Raw genomic sequence first — 20,701 nt, 5'->3', positions numbered from 1 at the left:
AAAATGAAAAATACTAAATTAGAAAAATATTTAGAAAATACACCAACTAAAGATGGTTTTTTTGGTAAATATGGTGGTAATTATTTAGATGAAGAAATGAAAAAAATATTTGAAGAATTATCACTTCAATATGAAAAAATTTCTCCTAACAAAGAATTTAAAGAGGAATTAAAATACATTAGAAAAAATTTTCAAGGTAGACCGACTGCTCTTTATTATTGTAAAAATTTAAGTGAAAGTATAGGCAAATCTAAAATTTATATAAAAAGAGAAGATCAAAATGAAGGTGGTTCTCATAAATTAAATCATTGTATGGGTGAAGCTTTATTTGCTAAAATGTTAGGAAAAAAGAAACTTATTGCTGAAACGGGAGCAGGTTCTCATGGTTCTGCAGTTGCCATTGCAGCTGCTCATTTTGGGTTAGAATGTGAAATTCATATGGGCTTAGTTGATATTAAAAAACAAAAACCTAATGTTGAAAAAATGAAAATATTAGGAGCAAAAATAGTTGAAGTTAAAGAAGGAAATCAAACTTTAAAGGAAGCGGTCGATTCTGCCTTCAAGGCTTATAAAGAACAATATAAAGATTCTTTATATTGCATAGGTTCTGCTTTAGGTCCTCATCCTTTTCCTAAAATTATTAGAGATTTCCAATCAATAATTGGAGAAGAAGCAAAAGAACAATTTTTAACCGATTACCATAAATTACCAGATTATGTAATTGCTTGTGTTGGTGGAGGTTCTAATTCTATTGGAACTTTTATACCATTTCTTTATACTGAATCAAAATTAATTGGGGTTGAACCTTTAGGTAAGGGAACAAAAGAAGGACAAAATGCTGCTACCTTAAGTTATGGTAAAGAAGGTATTCTTCATGGTTTTAAATCAATAGTATTACAGGACAAAAATAATAATCCTGCTTCTGTTTATTCTATTGCTTCTGGATTGGATTATCCAGGGGTAGGTCCTGAACATCCTTATTTAAAAGAACAAAAATTAAGTGAATATGTAGCAATAGATGATAAAGAATCTATTGAAGCATTTTTACTAATGTGTTCTAAAGAAGGAATTATTCCTGCTTTAGAATCTTCACATGCTCTAGCTTATGCTATTAAATTAGCTAAAGAAAATAAAGATAAAGATTTAGATATTTTAGTTACTTTATCTGGACGTGGTGATAAAGATTTAGATTTTATTTTAAATAATTGTCAAAGTGAAATTGAAGAATTTAGAAAAAAACAAAAATAATTTAAAACTAAAGAAACATTATTTATATATAAAGGAGAAAATATGAATAAATTAAACAAAAAATTATTTTTTTTAGGACTAACAACTTCTATTGTTACTTCTAGTTTAGCTTTATCTGCTTCATGTAAAAAAACAGAAGTGATAGATAAAACTAAAACCATATATGATAATAATAATCTTTCTGTAAATTTTTTGAATAGAGTAACAGATATTTTGCAAAATTTTAGAGATTATAGAAACAATGGTAATAATGAAGAATTTAATCACAAATATGATGAAATAGTTAAATTATCCAATTTTTATAAAACATTATTGTCATCAATGCCTCTTTATGTATTAGAAAAAGCAACAGAAGTTAATACTAAAATTGATGAAATGATATCAACCTTACCGAATGATTTTGCAAAATTCCCATTTCAAAAATTTTCAGAATTAAAAAATCTTGGTTCATTTACCTATTTAGAGCAAATATTTAATGATATTTTAACAGTTGAAAAATATGATAAAACTTTTTCTATTATTAAAGAGTTAAAGGATTTTAGAACTAATTATTTTAAACTATTAAAATTTAATGATAGATATGAAACTAAATCTAAGGAATTAGATGATGTATATAAATATTTTTTACACATTAAAAAATATAAAGAAATTTTAAGCTCTAAATTAGATGCCTTGAGTTTTCTTAAAGAAAAGAAATTAGAAACATTAAATCCAGAAATTACTAAAAATGAATTTTATAAACAAACTGTAGAATTAGCTAATAAAGTTTTAGCTTTGGAAATTAAAGAAGAAAATTCTGCTGAAATGAGAAAATTTTCTTTACAATTCCAAAAAAACAGATATACCTTATACAGATTTGAAGATAATCTTATTTTAGATAATTTCATTTCAAAAATAAAAAATGCTAAAAAAACATTAGATAATTCACCAGTTAATTATGGTAAAGAAATAGCAAATGAAAAAGAATATAAAGAATTTGTAAGTTTTGTTATAGAAGTACAAAACAAAATTAAATCTCAATTATTAAAAGATAAAGAAATTAAAAATTATACTAATAAATTAAAAGAATTCGAACTTAATTTAAATGCTTTAATTGCTAATAAATATTCTATTAAAATGAAAGTAGCAGAAACTTTTAAAGAATTACAACCTAAAATTGATGAATTAAAAAACAAAGTAAATTCAAGTTTCTATAAACATATATCTGCTATTACTGTTAATTTAACTGCCTTAAGTGAATTTTCTAATGAATTAAAAACAGCAAATACAATTACAAAATTTAATAATGCTAAAAATAGTATTTTGGAAGTTATAACTTTAACTGAACTTTTAATTAAAGAAGCAAAAATTAGTGATATTTTTGATGAAAACTTAAAAATTTCTGAAATTACTTTACTTTCAAAAGTTGAATATAAAGAATTAGCTTCGTATAAAGCATTAGAAGAAAAAGTTAAAGAAGCACAACAATTTAAAGAACAAAATCTACAAGACCAAAATAATGCCACAAATATTAATAATGATTTATTAACTAGAATTGCAACATTAAATAGAGATATTTCAACTGCTCAAATAAGTAATCAAATTGATATCAATGAAGATGAAGCAAAAGAAAAATCAAAAATATTATTAACTATTTATAAATCTTTAATAGATAAAATAGAAATATTAAACACTAATAATCAATTGATTTCTATGATAAATTCATATAAACAAGTTTATGATGAGGTAAAAAAAGTTATTGAAACAAATGTTTTTATACCACCAAGACTTACTTCTTGAAAGGAAGTTTATAAAACATTAGCTCATCATATTCAAAATGCAGCAAATTTTTTAAAATAAAATAATAAAAAAATGACGTAAATAAAAACGTCATTTTTTTATATTCAATTTAATGATATGGCTGCCCCAGTTAGATTCGAACTAACGCGTGTTGGTACCAAAAACCAATGCCTTACCGCTTGGCTATGGGGCAAAATGGTGGAGGGGGAGGGATTCGAACCCCCGAACCGTGAGGAAGTGGGTTACAGCCACCCGCGTTTGGCCGCTTCGCTACCCCTCCATCTTTGCTAAAATAGCATAAAAATTATAATACAAAATTAAAATAGTATAATTAATTATTAACTAATATAAAGGGGAAATAAATGGATACAAATGTTTTATATAATGATATATATGAACCATTAAATGAATTTCAACCATTGCTTGAAAAGCACCAAGAAAATGTAGAAAATTATTTTAATAATTTAGTAAAAAAATCAAACATAGATGTAGAAAAAAACAAAGCAACTGTTAAAAAAATTAATAAATCTAAGCAAGAAAAAACAAAAATGGCAAACAAATTAAAAGGTTTATCATTTTGAAAAATTTTTATGATTATATGTATTGTATTGTTTTCTCTTACTTTTATAGGTTATACTGTTCCCTTATTTTTACCTATAAATATTTATGACCAATATGATGCATTAATATATCACATAGAAAATAAATTTACTAAAGTTTTAGCAATTATTCTTTCTATGTCATTGCTTTTTATTATTTTATTTTCAACTCTTTTAGGAAAAATAATTATTCCTAAAATTAAAAAAATTACCGTTTTAAAAAATAAAGAAGAAGAAAAATTAAATAATTTTTTATTAGAAGCTAATGATCAAATGAAACCATTAAATGCTTTATTTAAACACGGAACAAGAGAAACGTTATTTAATCAATCTATACCTTTAATTAAATTGGATAGATACTTTGATAAACAAAAGTTATCAAGATTAGAAAATGATTTTGATTTAAATGAATATAACAATAATGAGCAATCATTTTATTATGTTAAATCTGGAGAAATTAAAGGTAATCCTTTTGTTATAGCTGGTGATGTTACTCATACAATGGGAACAAAAATTTATTATGGGCATTTAACAATAAGTTGGAGTGAAACTTATTCAGATTCACAAGGACATATACATACCAGAACAAGAACCGAAACTTTGACAGCTAGTCTTAAAAAACCTTATCCTTACTATAATAAATGTAATTATCTTATTTTAGGATCAGAAGTTGAACCTAAATTATCTTTTTCACGTTCTCCAATATATGCTCACAAAAAAACAGATAAAGAATTGGAAAAATATATAAAAAGTAAAACAAAAGAATTAACAAAAAACGCTGATAAAAATATTGGAAATAATAATTTTACTTTATTAGGAAATTCTGATTTTGATGTTATTTGAAATGCTTTTAATAGAAATGATGAAAAAGGATTTAGAATGCTATTTACCCCTTTAGCTCAAAAATCTTTAACAACACTTTTAAAAGATAAAACAATTGGTTATGGTGATGATTTTAAATTTGGAAAATCTGGAAAAATTAACTTAATAATTCCTGAACATTTAATGGACTTAAATTTGGAATTAGATGAAGAAGAAGATTATACTAGTTATGATTTTGGGGAAATTCAAAGAAACTTTTTAATTAGCAATTTAAAATATTTTAAACATATTTATTTTACTTTTGCCCCTTTATTATCAATTCCTATTTATCAGCAAACGCCAACTCATGAATATATTTATAGAGATAAACAAGAAAGCAAATTAGATTCTTATGAATATGAAAATATTTTAAATAATTTAGGTTCATTTTTTAAACCTTTAGAATCAGTTACAGAAAATATTATTAAAACAAAATTTATACAATCAAAAGATCAATACACAGATTTAGTAGAAGTTAATTCATGAGGTTATAAAGCAGAAAAAAGAACTGATTATGTTACTGTGAGAGGTGGTGATGGAAATTATCACGATGTTCCCGTTGTTTGATATGAATATATAGTTGTTGATAAAAATTCAACAGTAGAAATAACAGCTCTTGATCATTATAGAGAAAATGAAGAATGAAAAAATGAATATAGTTCAATATTCCCAGGTTTTGAATTAAATGAAGATTCTAAAAAAATCATTAATGATTCTTATTTACAAAGCAAATCAACCATTGTTAAGATTTTATAGTATATAAATAAAGTTGTTAAAATGATAAAATTAATATACAAATAAAAATAAAATATGAAGGAGAAAAATGGCTAATCAATTAGATGAAATGAAAGATCCAATTTTAGAACAAGGTAGAGATGTTAATGTTATTAATAAACAAATTCCTATAAAAGTTGGGGTTGGTTCAAAAATTTTTGAAGTTATTTTATGAGTTCTTTTTATTATTCCTGGTTTAATTTTCTTATTTAAAAAAATAAATGCTAGAAAATTTTTAGGACAATTAGAACAAAAAATTCAACATAATGCTTCACAAATTGATAACTTTTTAGAACAAAGAGTACAAATTATGCAAAATGTAGTTGGTATTGTTGAAAAAGCTGTTAGTTTAGATAAAGATGTTATGACTACTGTTGCAGCATATAGAGGTGGTGCTAATATTGCTGAAACAAATAGAAATGAAGTTTCAACTTCAGTTGATAAAATTATGACTGGTTTAGCAATGCATATTGAAGCATATCCAGAATTAAAAGCACATCAAGCTATTGCTGATGCTATGAAACAAAATCAATATTTACAAAAAGAAATTACTGCAGCACGTGAAGTTTATAATGATACTGTTTTAAGATGAAATACAGCAATTCAAGAATGACCTGCAAAAATGATTGTTGCTGCTAAAATGGGTTATACAACAAGAATTCCTTTTGCTGCTTCTAGTCAAGTTAAAGAACAAGCGAGAGCAAAATTCTTTTAATTGTGATAATTTTTTAAAATTCCCTTATTTAGTTAAGGGAATTTTTGTATCTTTTTTTATAATAGTAAACAATATGAAAAAAGATACAAATACATCAGAAACAGAAATACAAGTTAAAAAAATAAAATTATCTCAATCTTTTTTACATTTTTCCGTTTTACATCAAGTTAGTAAATTTAAATACCAAGTTATTTTAACTATTTTAATGGCTTTATTATTTTCATTTTTTGGAGTTATTTTAGTTCAAAATACTGGATTATATGGAATGGGAGTTGAGGGATTAGGGCAATCCATAGCACGTTTAGGAGCTTTTTTAATTAGCAAATATAAAAACCCTAGATTGGGTAAAATAATGTATAACATTTTATTTTGATTATTTGTTTTAATTATGAATATACCACTTTTAATTTTTTCTTATTTTAAAATAAGTAAAAGATTTTTTAGATTAACGACTATTTTTATGGTTTTTTCTACTATTTTTGGGATAGCAATTAGTTCTATTCCGGGAATGGAAAAAATCTTTATTTTTGGTTCGTTATTACCAAAAGATAAAGGCAATAGTACTATTTTATGAGATGAATTAGAAAATTTTAATATTCAAATTGTTTTTTGAAATTATGAACGAGATGCAATTAAACAGCTTTCTTTATTTCTTTATGCTATTTCTTGAGCAATAGTACAAGCTATTTTAGCTTCAGCATTATTCATTATTCATTCTTCTTCTGGAGGATTTGATATAGTAGGAATAGCATATTCAAGAAAATTTTTTAAAAGTGTAGGAACTATTTTTACCATTGTTCATTTAGTTAGCTTAATTTTGGCTAATTTATTAGGAACTTATATTCCTGCTAGTTTAATTTCTAATGATGTATTAAATACTGCCCATACCAATAAATGATCGCCTTCCATTTTTCTTAACCCTAACTTTGTGGCTGGTATTTCAATGATTATTGTTAATGGTTTGATTGTAAATATTTTGTTTCCCAAATATAATTTAGTAAGAGTTGAAATTTATTCTCAAAAAGTTGATTATATAAATGAAATGTTAAAAACAACTAATAAAATTTATACAACAAGTATTTCTAAAGTTGTAGGTGGTTATTCATTGAAAGAACAAAAAATTTTAAATACTACTTGTTTATTTTTTGATGCAGCTAGTTTATTGAGATTTGTAAGAAAAATTGATGAAAATGCTTTTTTTACTTTAACAGACGTAAAAAAAGCTGACGGTTATATTTATGTAGCAATGAATGTTGATAAGAAAAAGAAAAAAATCAAATTATTGGAAGAAAACGAAAAAAATAATTTAAATTAAGATAAAAATTTGCAACCTAATATTTGGGTTGCAAATTTTATTATTTTGATCTTAGTAGTAATTTTTTGTAAAATCTAATATTAAATTAGAATCTTTATTTAAATATAGAATTTGAATAATACTATATAAAAATGGTGTTTTTTCTATTAGATTATTTTTTTCTATTATTTCTTGTAAGATTTTTGCAGCATAATAACCTTCAACGGTTTTGCTGTTTTCTTCAAATGCCTTGTTAAATCCTTTTTGTCCTACTTCTAAACCAAAACTAAAATTTCTACTTTTAGTAGAGGAACAAGTTAAGAAAATATCGCCTATTCCTGATAATTGAAATCCTATATTATCTTTACTACTATTTTCTGATTTAAAAACTGTTTCATAAATATAAGCTATTTCTTTTACCCCTATAGATAAAGCAGCAGCAATTGTGTTAGCATAAGGATAGAAATGATTAACAATTCCAATTCCTAAAGCTAAAACATTTTTTAAAGCAGCAAAAAGTTCTGCACCTTTTTCATTTTTAGTTACAACTAATCTAAATGTATCATTATTAAATAAACTAGAAACTTCTTCTAAATATGATTTATTGGGACCTACAATATTTATCATTGTTACTCTATTGTTAAACACTTCAACAGCAAATGAAGGACCTATTAAAGTGCAATAATTATTTAGATAACCTTTCATTTCATCTTTAATAATATCTGAAAAAAATTTTTTAGTTTTTGCTTCAATCCCTTTTGAAACATTGATAATATTTACTTTTTTATTTTTGGGAAGGATATTTTTAACTTGATTTAAAACACTAACTATAGCAGAAGAAGGAACGGCAATCATAATATAGTTTGCATCTTGAATTGCTTTATTTAAATCTTTAGTAGCGGTTATATTTCTAGCATTTACAAAATTAGTTTCACCAAAATATTTAGAATTAAAACCTTTATTTACATCTTCAATTTCTTTTTCATCAATTCCTCACATAGTTATATTGTGATTATTTTTTGATAAAACATTTGCTAAAGCGCTTCCTCATGCACCTGTTCCTAAAATAGTAATATTATTATTTGCTTCTACTTTCATATTGTCCTTCTTTTAATAAAAAAGTCAATAGACACAACACTTCTCGATATGGCTGCTGTATTTCTACCCTGACCAGGTTACAAGGTTATTGTTCCATTGACTCCTTCATTATATAGCATTTTTGATTATTATTATAATTTTATAAATATATTATAATAATTTTATGTTTAATAGCAATGATGATTTAGATCAAAAAATAGAAAAAACTAAACAAACGAAGAAAAATATAACTTATAAAGAAATCACAGAATTGACTGGTGCTTCAATAGGAACGATTTCTAGATATTTCAATGGTGGTTATGTAAGTAAGAAGAGAAAAGCTCTCATTGAAAAAGTTGTAAAAGAATTAAATTATTATCCTAACCATGGTGCTAGATTAATAAGAGGTAGAGATACTACTATTTTTGTTATCGTCCCAGAATGATTTGAAAATTCTTTTACCCAAATTATGAATGGTATTGATTCAGATGCTAGAAAAAAAAGTTTAAAAGTAGTTACTACTTATTCAACTAATGATCCTCATGATTATATAGACACTATTAAATATGTTAAATCATGAAAACCTAATTCAATAGTTTTATTTTTACCTAAAAATTACTATTTAGTAGAAGAATATTTGAAAAGCAATCCTTTAGATGTTCCTGCTATTATTTTTGGACATGAAATAGAAGGTTACAATAGTATTACTATTGATTTAGAAAAATCTTTTTATGAATTAACAAGTAGTTTTATTAAATTTGTAGAAGAAAATCAAAAGGTTTTTTTTATTTTAGATACTAAATTAGATATTGATGATATGAATGAAAGAAAAAAAGGATTTGAAACTGCTTGCAAAGAAAAACAAATACCTTATGAAATCTATTATTTAAATAGTAAAAATTCTTCTGAATGTCAATATTTATTTAAAAAAATAATTGATGAAAAAATTACCAATATTGTTTGTTCCACTCATGATTCATACATTAATTTAGTTTCTTCAGGCATTAAAAACTTAAGATTAACTGATATAGGTTTTGCTTCTGTTTATGATAGAGCAAAAAGATATAAAGCCAAAATTTTTATAGATTATGCTTTAATAGGTTTTCATATACATAGAATGATTCAAAATTATAATAAAGAACAAAAATGTGAATCAAAAGTAGTTAAACCAGAAATTATTGTAAATAATTAAAATGTAGATTGTCTACATTTTTTATTTTAAGGAGTAAAAATGATAAAACTAGGGTCTCATATTTCTTTTAAATCACCAAATTATTTAGTTGGTTCTATTGAAGAATCATTAAAAAATAAGGCAAATACAGCAATGATATATTTAGGGGCGCCTCAAAATACAAATCGAATTTCAACAGCCTTATACAAATATAAAGAATATAAAGAAAAATATTCTTCTTTAATAAAAGAAGAAGATATAGTGGTTCATGCTCCTTATGTTGTAAATCCTTCTAATCCTGAAAAGAGTGAATTTGCAGTTCAATTTTTAGTTGAAGAAATTGAAAGAATGAATTATATTAATGCTAAATATTTAGTTCTACATCCAGGAGCTTATACCAGTTATACTCCAGAAATAGCTTTAAAAACTTTAGTTATTTCTTTAAAACAAATATTAGATAAAACTAAAAATGTAATTATTTGCATTGAAACTATGTCTGGTAAGGGTACAGAAGTTGGTATTAATTTTGAACAAATGAGATATATTTTAAATGAAGTAAATAATGAAAGAATTCAAATTTGTTTAGACACTTGTCATGTTTGAGATGCTGGATATAATATTCAAAATTATGAAGAATTTAAACAAGAAATTAATAAATGAAATTTATTAAAACACATTAAAGTTATACATTTAAATGATTCAAAAAACCAATTAGCTTCTCATAAAGACCGTCATGAAAATATAGGAAAAGGTTTTATAGGATTAGAAACATTAAGAAAATTTGTTCATGATCCTGATTTTGATAATATTCCCATTATTTTGGAGACTCCTGTTCCAAGTACAGGGCCTATATATGATTTAGAAATTCAAGAATTGTTAAAATCATAAAAATAATCATCACTAAAACAGTGATGATTATTTAATTATTTTCTTTTTAAGGTTTTAGCTGCTTTAGCACTAACTCTTAATTTTACTTTTTGACCATTAATATTAACTGTAATTTTTTGTAAGTTAACATTAAATTTTCTTCTAGAAGCATTTAAAGCATGAGAACGGGTATTTCCAAATTGAGGACCTTTACCAGTTATTTGGCATCTTCTTGACATTTGGTTCTCCTTTCAAAATATTATATTTGCAAATAAAATAGATAATATCTATTATATAGTAAAAGTATTCTTTTTAAAAATGAGTGATTTAATTTTCTACTCCAATTGCTACACCTTTATTTACAAAGACGTTTGATGAATTTCCAAAAATAAGATCGGGTAATTCAGGATAGTCAATAAAGGGATTTCTTAATCCTTGATATATTTTAGCTATTGCATTATTTCGATCAACTTCGATAATATCAACTTGATCATTTTTTGCCCATTCGCGATAACAAGTCAAAAACTTTTCAGTGAAATAAGGATAAACAGTTTTAAATACTTCAGAAGCCCTACCATCTTGTGCATTTTTATGTGTTGCTTGAAAATAGAAATAAGCTCTAGCAAAATCTCCTTTAAAGTAATCAATAGGTTCACAATAATCATTGCTTATTTTAGTACCATTTTTAGAAATTTTAGCAGAACCCTCTACTTTATAGTGAGGCATATTTCCTCTTCATTGATTTACCATTTTATCAGTTGGCCAAATAAAATGGGCATCATTTCTTGTGGGATTTACTTTTTTAAATCAAGATTGAGGAATAATATGTTCTCTATTATATTTTCATCCTTCTTGATTTGCTACTGAACCAGGTCTTGGATGTCCTCCACCTCCGTCAGTTTCTCCAAAATGAAATTCATATGGATCAGTTCCATTAGGGTTTTCACTATAAACATCTAAAACAGTACCATTATTTTCAAAATATTTATCTACAAAGGATGATTTATAAATATCATATAAATCATTGTATCCTTTTATTCCGCTTTTATATTTGGATTGCAAACTTAAGATGGCATCAAATAGTTCTTTTCCATTTTTACCTTGCAATGATGCATAATAATTATTTGAACTATCATATTTAAGTTTGGAAGTAGTTGAAGGATTAGGGTTAGGAGGAGTAACTGTTGATTTTTGTAAATCATTAATAATAATTTCTCCATCTACAACTATTGAATTTTGTTCTTTACTTATGATTCTATATTGAATTTTTAAAGTTCCTTCACTATCATTGGCAATTAAGTTTAAGATAGATATAGTAGCTTTATTTTCATTTAGATTTTTTACATTGATGTTTTCTTTTAAAACTTTTGAAGGTAATAAAGTTTTATTTACATCAAAAGTTAAATTAGATTTAATTTGATTTAGTTCATTAATAATTTTATTTTTTTCTTCTTCACTAATGGATGGATCTGGTTGAGGTTTAGGAGGTATAGAAGTGCTATTTACTTTTATTGAATCATCATGCCAATAATATCAATCTATTGTTTTTTGTGTCTTCTTATCTTTAAGAACAAAATCTATTCTTACCCTTTTATATTGTTTGTCATATGAAACTTTAACATTTAAAAATTCAGTAATGGTTTTATTATCATTTCCTGTATATTCGAAATTAAAATCATTTATTGTTAATTTAGAAATTTCCTCCTCTGTAAAAATTTTGTTTTTTAAATGTTCTTTAATTTTAAAAGTAATTTTTTCTGCAAATTTTTCTAAATAATATTTATCTTTACAAGATGTAGAAATCAATGGGATAGTAGCAGTTATTCCAATTCCTAAAGTATAAAAAGATATTAAGTGTTTCTTTTTCATAATATTCTCCTTATTTATAGTGGGAATTAAATTATACTTTTTTAAATATTCATAAGGTTTTATATGTAATTTTTTCATAGAAAAACCAACATTTTTATAGTCAAATAAAGTAAATAAAAATAATTTAGGAATTTTTATTTATAATAAATAAATATTTTTGTTTTAAAGGAAAAAAGAAATGACAAAATTTTTAAATTTTTGAATGACTCCTTGACCTAAATCATTTAATTTTCCAAATGGAAGGCCACCAGCATTCTCTTGATTTCATTGAATATGAATTTCATTAGCTATTATAACTTTATTGATTTTGGTTTTTATTAGTAAGAAACCAAAAGAAAGTTTTATTCATAAGGTTTATTTATCTGCTTTTATTATTTTAATTGTTTTTGAAATAATAAAACAAATTGCAGCGCTAGGAGATATAGATCCTAAAACTAAACAGTGAAAATTCCAATATAGAACTGGTAATTTTCCAGCAGTTTTATGTAGTTTATTTTATTATGTAGCTCCTTTTTATATATTTTTTCCTAAAAGATTTATTAAAACAAGAGAAGTTACATTATCTTGATTAACTACTTATAATCTTTGATGTGGCAGTTTTGTTCTTCTATATTTTCCAAATAATGTATTAGTTGATGAAATTATTTATTCTAATCATTCAATGTTCCATCATTTAGTATTATTTGTTTTAGGAGCGTGAGGAGCAATTAGAAATTTCCCTAAATTTTCATATAAAATCTTTTTATATTCAGCAGTAATTTTTACAGGAATATACATTTTAGGAACATTAGGTAATGAAGCACTTTATCACGCTTGAAAAAATAATAAACTTATTACAAATGGTAATGAACTTCCAGTTATTTTTACTGTTTCGCATAGAGAACGTTCAAGTTTTCAAAATGTTACAAAAGGTATTGTAGGAGAAATAAAAAATAATGCTTTATTTGCTTTCTACTACTATTTATTTACAGTTGTTGCTGTTTCTTTACATTATTCAATTTTTGCTGGGCTAGGTTTTGGAATTAGATATGTTGAAAATCAAATTTTAAAATTAGTTACAAAAATTAAAAATAAAAAAACAAATAGTGAAATATTGGAACAAAATTCAACTTTAAATTTTTATTCTAATAAAATTACTTATGTTTATGGTACTAGATGAATGAGAATGAATCATTATTCAAATAAAAAGAAATAAGAAAAATTCAAGCCATTGCTTGAATTTTTTTCTTTTTTTTATTCTTTAAATCCACTAATTGTTATTTTTATTGGAACGGAAGACTCAATATTATCTTTTTTAAAATATAAGAAAAATATTATTTTTTTATTAGAAGGTGCTTTAGTTGATTTTTTAACTTTAATTATTTGATAATCAGATGATAAATTATTAACAATTATATTTTCTTTAATTTTTTCTTCAGTTCATTGATATACATCTTTAGTAGCTAAATTACCTTTATCTTTAAAATCATATGTTAAGTTTAATTTATTTATTTCTTCATTTAATTTTAAAGATTTAATATATTGGTCAAATAAATCTTTGCCCCATTTATCATTTTTAATTTCAATTCTTTTAGATGCAATTTTATTTAAATCAATACTTCCAGCATTATAATCTTGCAAAGGAATAGCAGTAATTTTTACAGTTAATTTATTATTAACAAATTCAGGTTTAGAAAATACATAAACTGTTTGATCTTTTCTTATAGAAGCATTGTTATCATAAAAATATAAGTTACCTTTTTTAATATATTCTTTTGATACTTTATAAACTTGAATAAGTTTTTTATCTGAATTATTTTTCATAATATTATATTGTTCTTCATCTCAAGCATACAAATGATTGATTTTACTTAAGAAATCATTTAATTGAGGAGCAGATTTAGCAGTATAAACATCTTCAGGTGTATCTATAAATTTATCTAGTGATAAATCTGGTTCTACTTCTTCTTCAATTGTAGAAGAAGGAGCAAATTGATCAGGTAATGGATCTTGCCCTTTGTTTTTTCTTATTTCATTAAGAATTTCAATACCTAATTTAGTTAAATCAATTTTTATTTTTTTAGTTATGGTAGGACTATCTGGCCAATCAAGAATAGAAGTCTTTATATCTACATAGTAGTTATCACCTTCTTTAGTTAATGAACCAAAATTGTTATTTAAATTGTGATCTATATTTTCAATTCAAAATGAATTATTTGTAATTTTTCCATTATTTAATTTTTCAATATAAGTTTTGTCTTTTGAATATTTAGGATATAAAACCATTTTTTCTAATTTTTCATTTATATAAGATTTAATTTGTTCTTTTGTAAGATTATGAAAATTTTTGCCTTTTGTAAATTCATCTTCTACTTGAATTTCTTTTTCTACAAAAATATCATTATTATTTTTAACAGACATTTTTGTAGAAACTTTAATAATTTTCTTTCCATTATTTTCTTCAATTTTGACATTTATTAATTCAACATTATATAAATTAGTGTCAAAACCATTAGCTAAAAAATTAGGTTTGCCATCAAAATTATTAACAGTATGATGATTTATTATGTGTTGATATGCTTTTTCATTTAAAATTGAAATTTTTGTTTTATTTATTTGTTCATTGATTTTATTTTTGGCTTCATTTTCAAAATCCAAAATTTCTTGAGTTTTTTTTCAACCTTTAATGGTATACGAAGCATTTTTAAGCATAGTAATTTCACTATTTTTAATTTTAAGTTTAAATATTATTGTTATATCATAATATTCTTTTTCTTCATTTTTAATTGCTTTATAAGTAGCTAATTCATATCCATCAGGAATATTTTTAATAATTTTTTCCTTATCTGCATCTTTTAAATAAGTATTAGCTTTATCAAGATAATCAAATGAAGTTTCTTTATTAGCTTTTTCATTCATTTCTTCTATTTTAGCCAATGTATTTTCATCAATTATTTTCCCTAAATTAGTTTTACCAATTTCTGTAGAAATGGTGTGTTTTTTATTAGCTCCATCATATATAGCGGCTTTATAACTAAAGATAATATTATTATCTTTGTCTATTTCATAATCCAATTTACTTGATAATTTTTGACCATTATCTCAAGTAGGCTCCTTAGCATTTACTGCTGAATAATTTTTAGGAATATTTATTCCTTTAAATTCTAGTAAATAATTTTTATTGTTTTTTCAGTCAGGGTTTTCGCCTTTTTTAGTGGTAATAACTTTTCCAGAATTTCTATCATATCAAAAGCTATTTTCATTTTTAACAGCTTCATGAAATTCTTTTTCTTTACCATTTATTATGCTTAAATTTTCATTTAATTCATTTTTTAATCAATTATTAATTTCATCTAATTTTTTATCTTTTTGATTAGATGGATTATTAGGTTTTTGAGGCTCTGGATTAGGTTTAGGAGTATTTTTATTACAACTAATAAATGACATTGGTAACATTGCAATAGGTAATGACAAACTTGAAAAAACAAGAGGTAATATTTTTGATTTTTTCATAAAATTCTCCATATAAATAAAAGAAGTATCTTTGAAAAAGACACTTCTTTTAGTGAATTATATTCATTTGTAATCTTTATTTTTATTCACAAAATTATTATATATTATTTTTTATAATATTCAAAAACTATTAGAGTGGTTCATTTTGTTTAATATTTCGCACTAGTTTAAGTGCAAGGAGGAAAAATTATTTAGTTTGATTTTCTATGCTTTTTAATTCATTAAAAGTTTTTAATAAATATTCTTCTTGTTCTTGTTCTGTTAAATTTGGATCTAGCACTAATGCATTTTTCAATTGTTCAAATAAAGGATCTTGTTTAATTGAGTATGGAATAGTTTCATTTGAAAGGCTTTCATCATTAAAAATATGAACAATAGTTTCAAATGCGATATCTTTAAGCATTTTTTCAAATTTTTTAGTTCCTTCTTCTGTATAAACTTGGAAAGGATTTTTTTGTGAATATTGAACTAAATTGACATTTGAACGTAATTTATCCATTGCATCAATATGACTTTGTCAAAAATCATCAACGGTTTGTAAAATGATTTCTTTTTCTGTATAAAAACAATAATCATCACTATAACTTTGAATAAATTTTTGTCTTCAATCTCTATATAAATCCACTAATTTTTCTGTTGTATATTCAGCCAATTCATCTTCTTTTATTTTTTTAAATTCATTAATATCTAATTTGTTAGAAGGTTTAATTGCTCTACCTAAAACTTTATCATTGATAAAGTTAATATATTCTTCATATTTGAACAATCCAGTTTTTTCTCTAAATCTATGATTAGATACAAGTGAAAAACAAGCATTAATAATCATTTTAATAATTACAAATTCCAAATCTTTGTTAGATAAAATTAAATCTCTTTGAGCATAAAATAAGTCACGTTGTTGTCTTATAACATCATCGTAATCTAGAACAGATTTACGAGAATCATAATTAAATCCTTCAATTTTCTTTTGTGCCTGGTTAAAACCAATTTTTAAAGCTTTTGAAGTTATTTCATCATCTCCAGAATCACCATAAGTTTCTTTAATAATTTCATAGTTTGAAAATCTTTGCATTAATTGATCATCAATTGAAATAAAAAATTTAGAAGTTCCTGGATCTCCTTGACGCCCAGAACGCCCACGTAGCTGATTATCAATTCTACGACTTTCTGCTTTGTCGGTACCTAACACATAAAGACCACCTAAAGCAATTGCTTCTGGACTAGGTTTTATATCAGTTCCACGACCAGCCATATTAGTAGCAATAGTTACTGCTCCAACTTGTCCTGCTTGAGCAATAATTTCTGCTTCTTGAGCATTTTGTTTAGCATTTAAAACTGTATGAGGAATATTAGCATTTATTAAAAGATTATGTAGTAATTCAGATTCTTCAATTTGAGCAGTTCCAACTAAGACAGGTTGTTTTTTTTCATAAAGTTCTTTAATTTTTTCAACAACCGCTTTTCATTTTGCTGTTGCATTTCCATAAATGGAATCTTCTAAATCTTGACGTGCTAATGGTTTATTTGTTGGGACTACATTTACACGCATATTATAAATGTTAATAAATTCAGATTCTTCTGTTTTAGCAGTACCTGTCATTCCACATAATTTATTAAACATACGGAAAAAGTTTTGGTAAGTAATTGTTGCTAGTGTTTTAGTTTCAGGTTCAATTTCTACCATTTCTTTAGCTTGTAAGGCTTGTTGCAAACCTTCTGAATAAGCGCGGCCTTCCATAATACGACCTGTAAAGGCATCAACTAATTCAATTTTTCCTTCTCTAACAATGTATTCTACGTTAATCTTCATTACTTTATGGGCTCTTAAAGCATTTTGAACTCTATGGACAAGTTCTGAATTTTCAATGTCATATAAATTATTAATATTGAAAAATCTATTAGCTTTTTCAATACCATTATGAGTTAAAGTAATTGCTTTTGATTCTTCATCAATAGCATAATCATCAGGAGAAAGAGTTCTTACAAATTGATCTGCTGAAAAATAGATTTGTGTATCTTCTGTGTCTCCACCAGAAATAATTAAAGGAGTTTTAGCTTCATCTATTAATATAGAATCTACTTCATCAATTAAACAAAAATATAATCCTCTTTGAACCTTATCTTCTAAAGAAACTGCCATATTATCTCTTAAATAATCAAAACCCAATTCTGAATGTACACTATAAGTAATGTCACAAGCATATGCTTGTTTTTTTTCTTCGGATTGCATTTGGGCTTTATTAATTCCAACACTCATACCTAAGAAATTAAATACTTGTCCCATTGCCAAAGCATCACGTTCAGAAAGATATTCGTTAACTGTTGAAACAATAACGTTTTTTCCGGTTAAAGCATTTAAATAAACAGGTGCAATAGCAGTAATAGTTTTACCTTCACCAGTTTTCATTTCTGCTACTGAACCTAAGTCTAATAAAATTCCACCTAACATTTGAACATCATATGGTCTCTTTTTTAAAATTCTTTCTGTAGCTTCTCTAGCAACAGCAAAAACTTCTGGTCTAATTGATTCTAAAGAATATCCATCTGTAAGTTTTTGTTTAAATTCTAAAGTTTTATTTTGCAATTCTCTATCAGAAAGTAATGACATTTTAGGTGCTAGTTCATTGATTTTTTTAAGCGTTTTTTCAGCAATTCTCATTTCAGTTGATTTAAATTTGAATAAATTCATAATGTTTATATTTTATATTAAATATAGTTAAAGTAAAGTTTATTCTTAAAAATGGAGATTAAAGATACAAAAAATTTCTAGGTTAGAACTAGAAATTTTAAGTTGTTTCATTATTTATTTTCTTCTACTTTTTCTTTTGGGTTTTCATCAACTTCTTTTTTATTTTCTTCTATTTTTTCAAGTTTTTTTTCTTCATTTTGTTGTTTTATTAATGCTTTGTTTTCATTCATAATTCTTTTAGCCATTATTAAACCAATAACAGAAGAAAAGATACCAATAACTAATAAAATAAAAGTTTTTCTTTCTCTTTCAAAACAAGTTTTATCTAATAATTTGAAATAGAAAATATTTAAAATTATTTTCATTACTATTTCAATAACAGCTAAAACAGCAAAAGTTATTAGAGTTGCTGCAAAAGTAGCCATTCATAAAATTAAACCTAAAAAAGTTAATAAAGTGATTAAAATTCAATTGATTATAACAATAATAAAATATTTAAAAGCGGCATCAGCTTTTTTATTCATATAACTCCTTATGATATTTCATTTAATGCATCATTTATTATATCATTATCAATTTCATTAGTATCTTCACCATCAACATTTATGTTGATTTTGTTTTTATCAAAAGTTATAAATGATTGTCAAAATTTTCTTTTTTTAGCTTGACTTAAAGAATTTAAAAGTGAAGATATTAATTGAGGTTCATTTTTAATTGGAGAATGACCTGAACCAATAATAGTTGCTGGAATTTTTAAACTTTTAGCATATTCAATAAATTGATCGGTGCCTATTAATTTATCTTTTTGTCCAATAATAAAGAACATTTTATTAGCGTTATCTTGGTATTCTTTATCCAATAAATTTAGATAATCATTATTTAAAACATATTTTTCTAACAAATTAACCCATTTGCTTTTATTAGAAAAAGTTTGTAACAAGTTTCTACCTTTAGAAAACATTTTTGCTCCAAGAGAAATAATTTTTCCTCAAACAAAAGTGGTTTTAGATTCTGGACTAACAATATATTTAAGTGAAGAATAACTAGGAGATTTTGTCATTGAAGGATTAATAGTAGCTATCATAAATATTTTTTTAATCCTTGGATCATAACCCAATTTTGCTGCTATACCTCCTGCCATAGAATGGGCAACTAAATAAATATTTTTTGATTTAATTTCTTTTAAAACTTTTAAAGCGCATTCATATCAAAATTCCAATGTTATTTCTGAAGGTTCTAATTCATTTTGGAAATATTTGCTACCAGGAAAATTCATAATTACAGAATTATATTTTTTTGGATATTCTTCTAATTTTTTAGCAAAATCACTACTAGAATTGAGACCATGCAAAAACAAAATGGTTGTATCTAATTTTTTATCTTCAACAACAATTGGAATTTTAAGATTATTAATTTCTACATAATTAAAAAGCATAAATCTCCCTTCATATTAAATTATTTTTCTATATCTATTATTTATTATTAAACTATTATCACTTATTTTATATAATTTTTTTCCATTGATAACTTTGTAAATTTTATTATTACCATTTAAATCTCGATTAATATAAATATTGGTTAATTTTTTACAATCATTAAATGCATCATTAGCTATATATTCTGTATTTTTTAAATCTATATTTGTTAAAGAATAACATTCTGAAAAAGCTTTGTTTCCTATTTTTTTACTTTTCCTATTTTTGAAATTTTTAAACATTTTAGTTTCTGTATTTTCTAATTTAGGTGCATTTATTTTACTTATAGAAACACAGTCTAAAAAACTTGTAATATCTAATTCAACTAATGAATTAAGATTTAATTCTTTTACTAATGTATTGGAAAAGGCTTCCTTTCCTATAAATTTAATATTTTCTAAATTAATCTTTTTTAAATTTTTAAAATCTTTAAATACTTTTTCTCCATTGTGAGTAATATTATTAGGAATTTCAATTTCCTCTTTATTTTTTAAACTAGCATCAACAGAAATTAATGCTACTTTATCTGCTTCTATTTTTGTATTAAAGAGTGATTTTTCTTTGTCTTTATTCTTTTCTTCTTCATTTATTTTTTTATAACATTTAGAACTTAAAAAGAAACTAGGAATAATAGTTAAAAAAATGTAGATAAGATGATTTTGTTTAATTTTTTTGACATTTTTTCCTTTCATTTTATTTAATAATAATTTAAAAATAAAAAATTCCTAAAATTAAAATTAATTAAAATTTTTTTGAATTTTTTGTAAAAAACGGACATATATAAGTAGAAC

16 protein-coding genes, 2 tRNA genes and 1 other RNA gene are annotated in these 20,701 nt (G+C 24.2%); 8 read left to right on the top strand and 11 right to left on the bottom strand.

The genetic code is table 4. The features are described from left to right. The first annotated feature begins 3 nt into the window (after positions 1-3). Both trpB and ACJA27_RS03270 read left to right on the top strand, forming a co-directional pair. Positions 4-1,248, top strand: coding sequence for a tryptophan synthase subunit beta (trpB, locus tag ACJA27_RS03275; RefSeq protein WP_406617871.1), 1,245 nt, complete (start codon positions 4-6; stop codon positions 1,246-1,248). A gap of 42 nt (positions 1,249-1,290) precedes the next feature. Beyond that, on the top strand, positions 1,291-3,087 hold the full coding sequence (locus ACJA27_RS03270; RefSeq protein ID WP_406617869.1) for a hypothetical protein: 1,797 nt from the start codon (positions 1,291-1,293) through the stop codon (positions 3,085-3,087). Between the two features lie 58 nt (positions 3,088-3,145). On the opposite strand, the gene ACJA27_RS03265 is transcribed toward ACJA27_RS03270, so the two are convergent. Then, a tRNA-Gln gene (locus tag ACJA27_RS03265) sits at positions 3,146-3,220 on the bottom strand. A gap of 3 nt (positions 3,221-3,223) precedes the next feature. After that, a tRNA-Tyr gene (locus ACJA27_RS03260) sits at positions 3,224-3,307 on the bottom strand. Positions 3,308-3,389: 82 nt separating this feature from the next. On the opposite strand from ACJA27_RS03260, the gene ACJA27_RS03255 reads away from it, so the two are divergent. From ACJA27_RS03255 to ACJA27_RS03245, 3 genes are all read left to right on the top strand, one after another. Beyond that, positions 3,390-5,243 carry an MAG1210 family protein gene (locus tag ACJA27_RS03255; protein ID WP_406617868.1) on the top strand — a complete coding sequence of 618 codons (1,854 nt, stop codon included), beginning with the start codon at positions 3,390-3,392 and terminating at the stop codon, positions 5,241-5,243. A 67-nt stretch (positions 5,244-5,310) separates the two neighbouring features. Then, positions 5,311-5,976: a LemA family protein gene (locus tag ACJA27_RS03250; protein ID WP_406617866.1), complete on the top strand. Its 666-nt coding sequence runs from the start codon at positions 5,311-5,313 to the stop codon at positions 5,974-5,976. Positions 5,977-6,049: 73 nt separating this feature from the next. Next, positions 6,050-7,291: a DUF2179 domain-containing protein gene (locus ACJA27_RS03245; protein ID WP_406617865.1), complete on the top strand. Its 1,242-nt coding sequence runs from the start codon at positions 6,050-6,052 to the stop codon at positions 7,289-7,291. Positions 7,292-7,342: 51 nt separating this feature from the next. Here ACJA27_RS03245 and ACJA27_RS03240 read toward each other — a convergent pair whose 3' ends face one another. Together ACJA27_RS03240 and ffs are read right to left on the bottom strand one after the other, a co-directional pair. Next, the gene (locus tag ACJA27_RS03240) at positions 7,343-8,368 is read right to left on the bottom strand and encodes an NAD(P)H-dependent glycerol-3-phosphate dehydrogenase (protein WP_406617864.1); all 1,026 of its coding nucleotides are present in this window, start codon (positions 8,366-8,368) and stop codon (positions 7,343-7,345) included. 11 nt (positions 8,369-8,379) lie between these two features. Beyond that, an RNA gene (ffs, locus tag ACJA27_RS03235) (signal recognition particle sRNA small type) lies at positions 8,380-8,476 on the bottom strand. A gap of 55 nt (positions 8,477-8,531) precedes the next feature. Here ffs and ACJA27_RS03230 point away from each other — a divergent pair. Then, a complete protein-coding gene (locus tag ACJA27_RS03230; protein ID WP_406617863.1) occupies positions 8,532-9,539 on the top strand; it encodes a LacI family DNA-binding transcriptional regulator in 1,008 nt (335 codons plus the stop codon). Between the two features lie 39 nt (positions 9,540-9,578). Next, positions 9,579-10,406, top strand: coding sequence for a deoxyribonuclease IV (locus ACJA27_RS03225; RefSeq protein ID WP_406617862.1), 828 nt, complete (start codon positions 9,579-9,581; stop codon positions 10,404-10,406). Positions 10,407-10,441: 35 nt separating this feature from the next. Here the strand turns inward: ACJA27_RS03225 and rpmB are convergent, their stop codons facing one another. Both rpmB and ACJA27_RS03215 read right to left on the bottom strand, forming a co-directional pair. Continuing rightward, a complete protein-coding gene (gene rpmB, locus ACJA27_RS03220) occupies positions 10,442-10,624 on the bottom strand; it encodes a 50S ribosomal protein L28 (protein ID WP_406617861.1) in 183 nt (60 codons plus the stop codon). An 88-nt stretch (positions 10,625-10,712) separates the two neighbouring features. Then, positions 10,713-12,254 (bottom strand): endonuclease, encoded by a 1,542-nt coding sequence (locus ACJA27_RS03215; protein ID WP_406617860.1) that lies wholly within the window; start codon positions 12,252-12,254, stop codon positions 10,713-10,715. Between the two features lie 178 nt (positions 12,255-12,432). On the opposite strand from ACJA27_RS03215, the gene ACJA27_RS03210 reads away from it, so the two are divergent. Then, positions 12,433-13,449 (top strand): hypothetical protein, encoded by a 1,017-nt coding sequence (locus tag ACJA27_RS03210; RefSeq protein ID WP_406617859.1) that lies wholly within the window; start codon positions 12,433-12,435, stop codon positions 13,447-13,449. Between the two features lie 38 nt (positions 13,450-13,487). On the opposite strand, the gene ACJA27_RS03205 is transcribed toward ACJA27_RS03210, so the two are convergent. The 5 genes from ACJA27_RS03205 to ACJA27_RS03185 all read right to left on the bottom strand — a co-directional run bounded on the left by ACJA27_RS03205 (position 13,488) and on the right by ACJA27_RS03185 (position 20,602). Continuing rightward, on the bottom strand, positions 13,488-15,746 hold the full coding sequence (locus ACJA27_RS03205; RefSeq protein WP_406617858.1) for a hypothetical protein: 2,259 nt from the start codon (positions 15,744-15,746) through the stop codon (positions 13,488-13,490). A 187-nt stretch (positions 15,747-15,933) separates the two neighbouring features. Continuing rightward, positions 15,934-18,435, bottom strand: a complete 2,502-nt coding sequence (gene secA, locus ACJA27_RS03200; RefSeq protein ID WP_406617857.1) for a preprotein translocase subunit SecA — start codon at positions 18,433-18,435, stop codon at positions 15,934-15,936. Between the two features lie 110 nt (positions 18,436-18,545). Then, positions 18,546-18,959 (bottom strand): hypothetical protein, encoded by a 414-nt coding sequence (locus ACJA27_RS03195; RefSeq protein ID WP_406617856.1) that lies wholly within the window; start codon positions 18,957-18,959, stop codon positions 18,546-18,548. A gap of 8 nt (positions 18,960-18,967) precedes the next feature. Beyond that, positions 18,968-19,870, bottom strand: a complete 903-nt coding sequence (locus tag ACJA27_RS03190) for an alpha/beta fold hydrolase (protein WP_406617855.1) — start codon at positions 19,868-19,870, stop codon at positions 18,968-18,970. 15 nt (positions 19,871-19,885) lie between these two features. Next, a complete protein-coding gene (locus tag ACJA27_RS03185; RefSeq protein ID WP_406617854.1) occupies positions 19,886-20,602 on the bottom strand; it encodes a leucine-rich repeat protein in 717 nt (238 codons plus the stop codon). Positions 20,603-20,701: the final 99 nt, after the last annotated feature.

This window comes from Mycoplasmopsis lipophila (assembly GCF_045276895.1).
Lineage (GTDB): Bacteria > Bacillota_I > Bacilli_A > Mycoplasmatales > Metamycoplasmataceae > Mycoplasmopsis > Mycoplasmopsis lipophila.
Note: the sequence above shows the minus strand (reverse complement) of the source record. Positions and strands in the feature narration are given on the sequence as shown.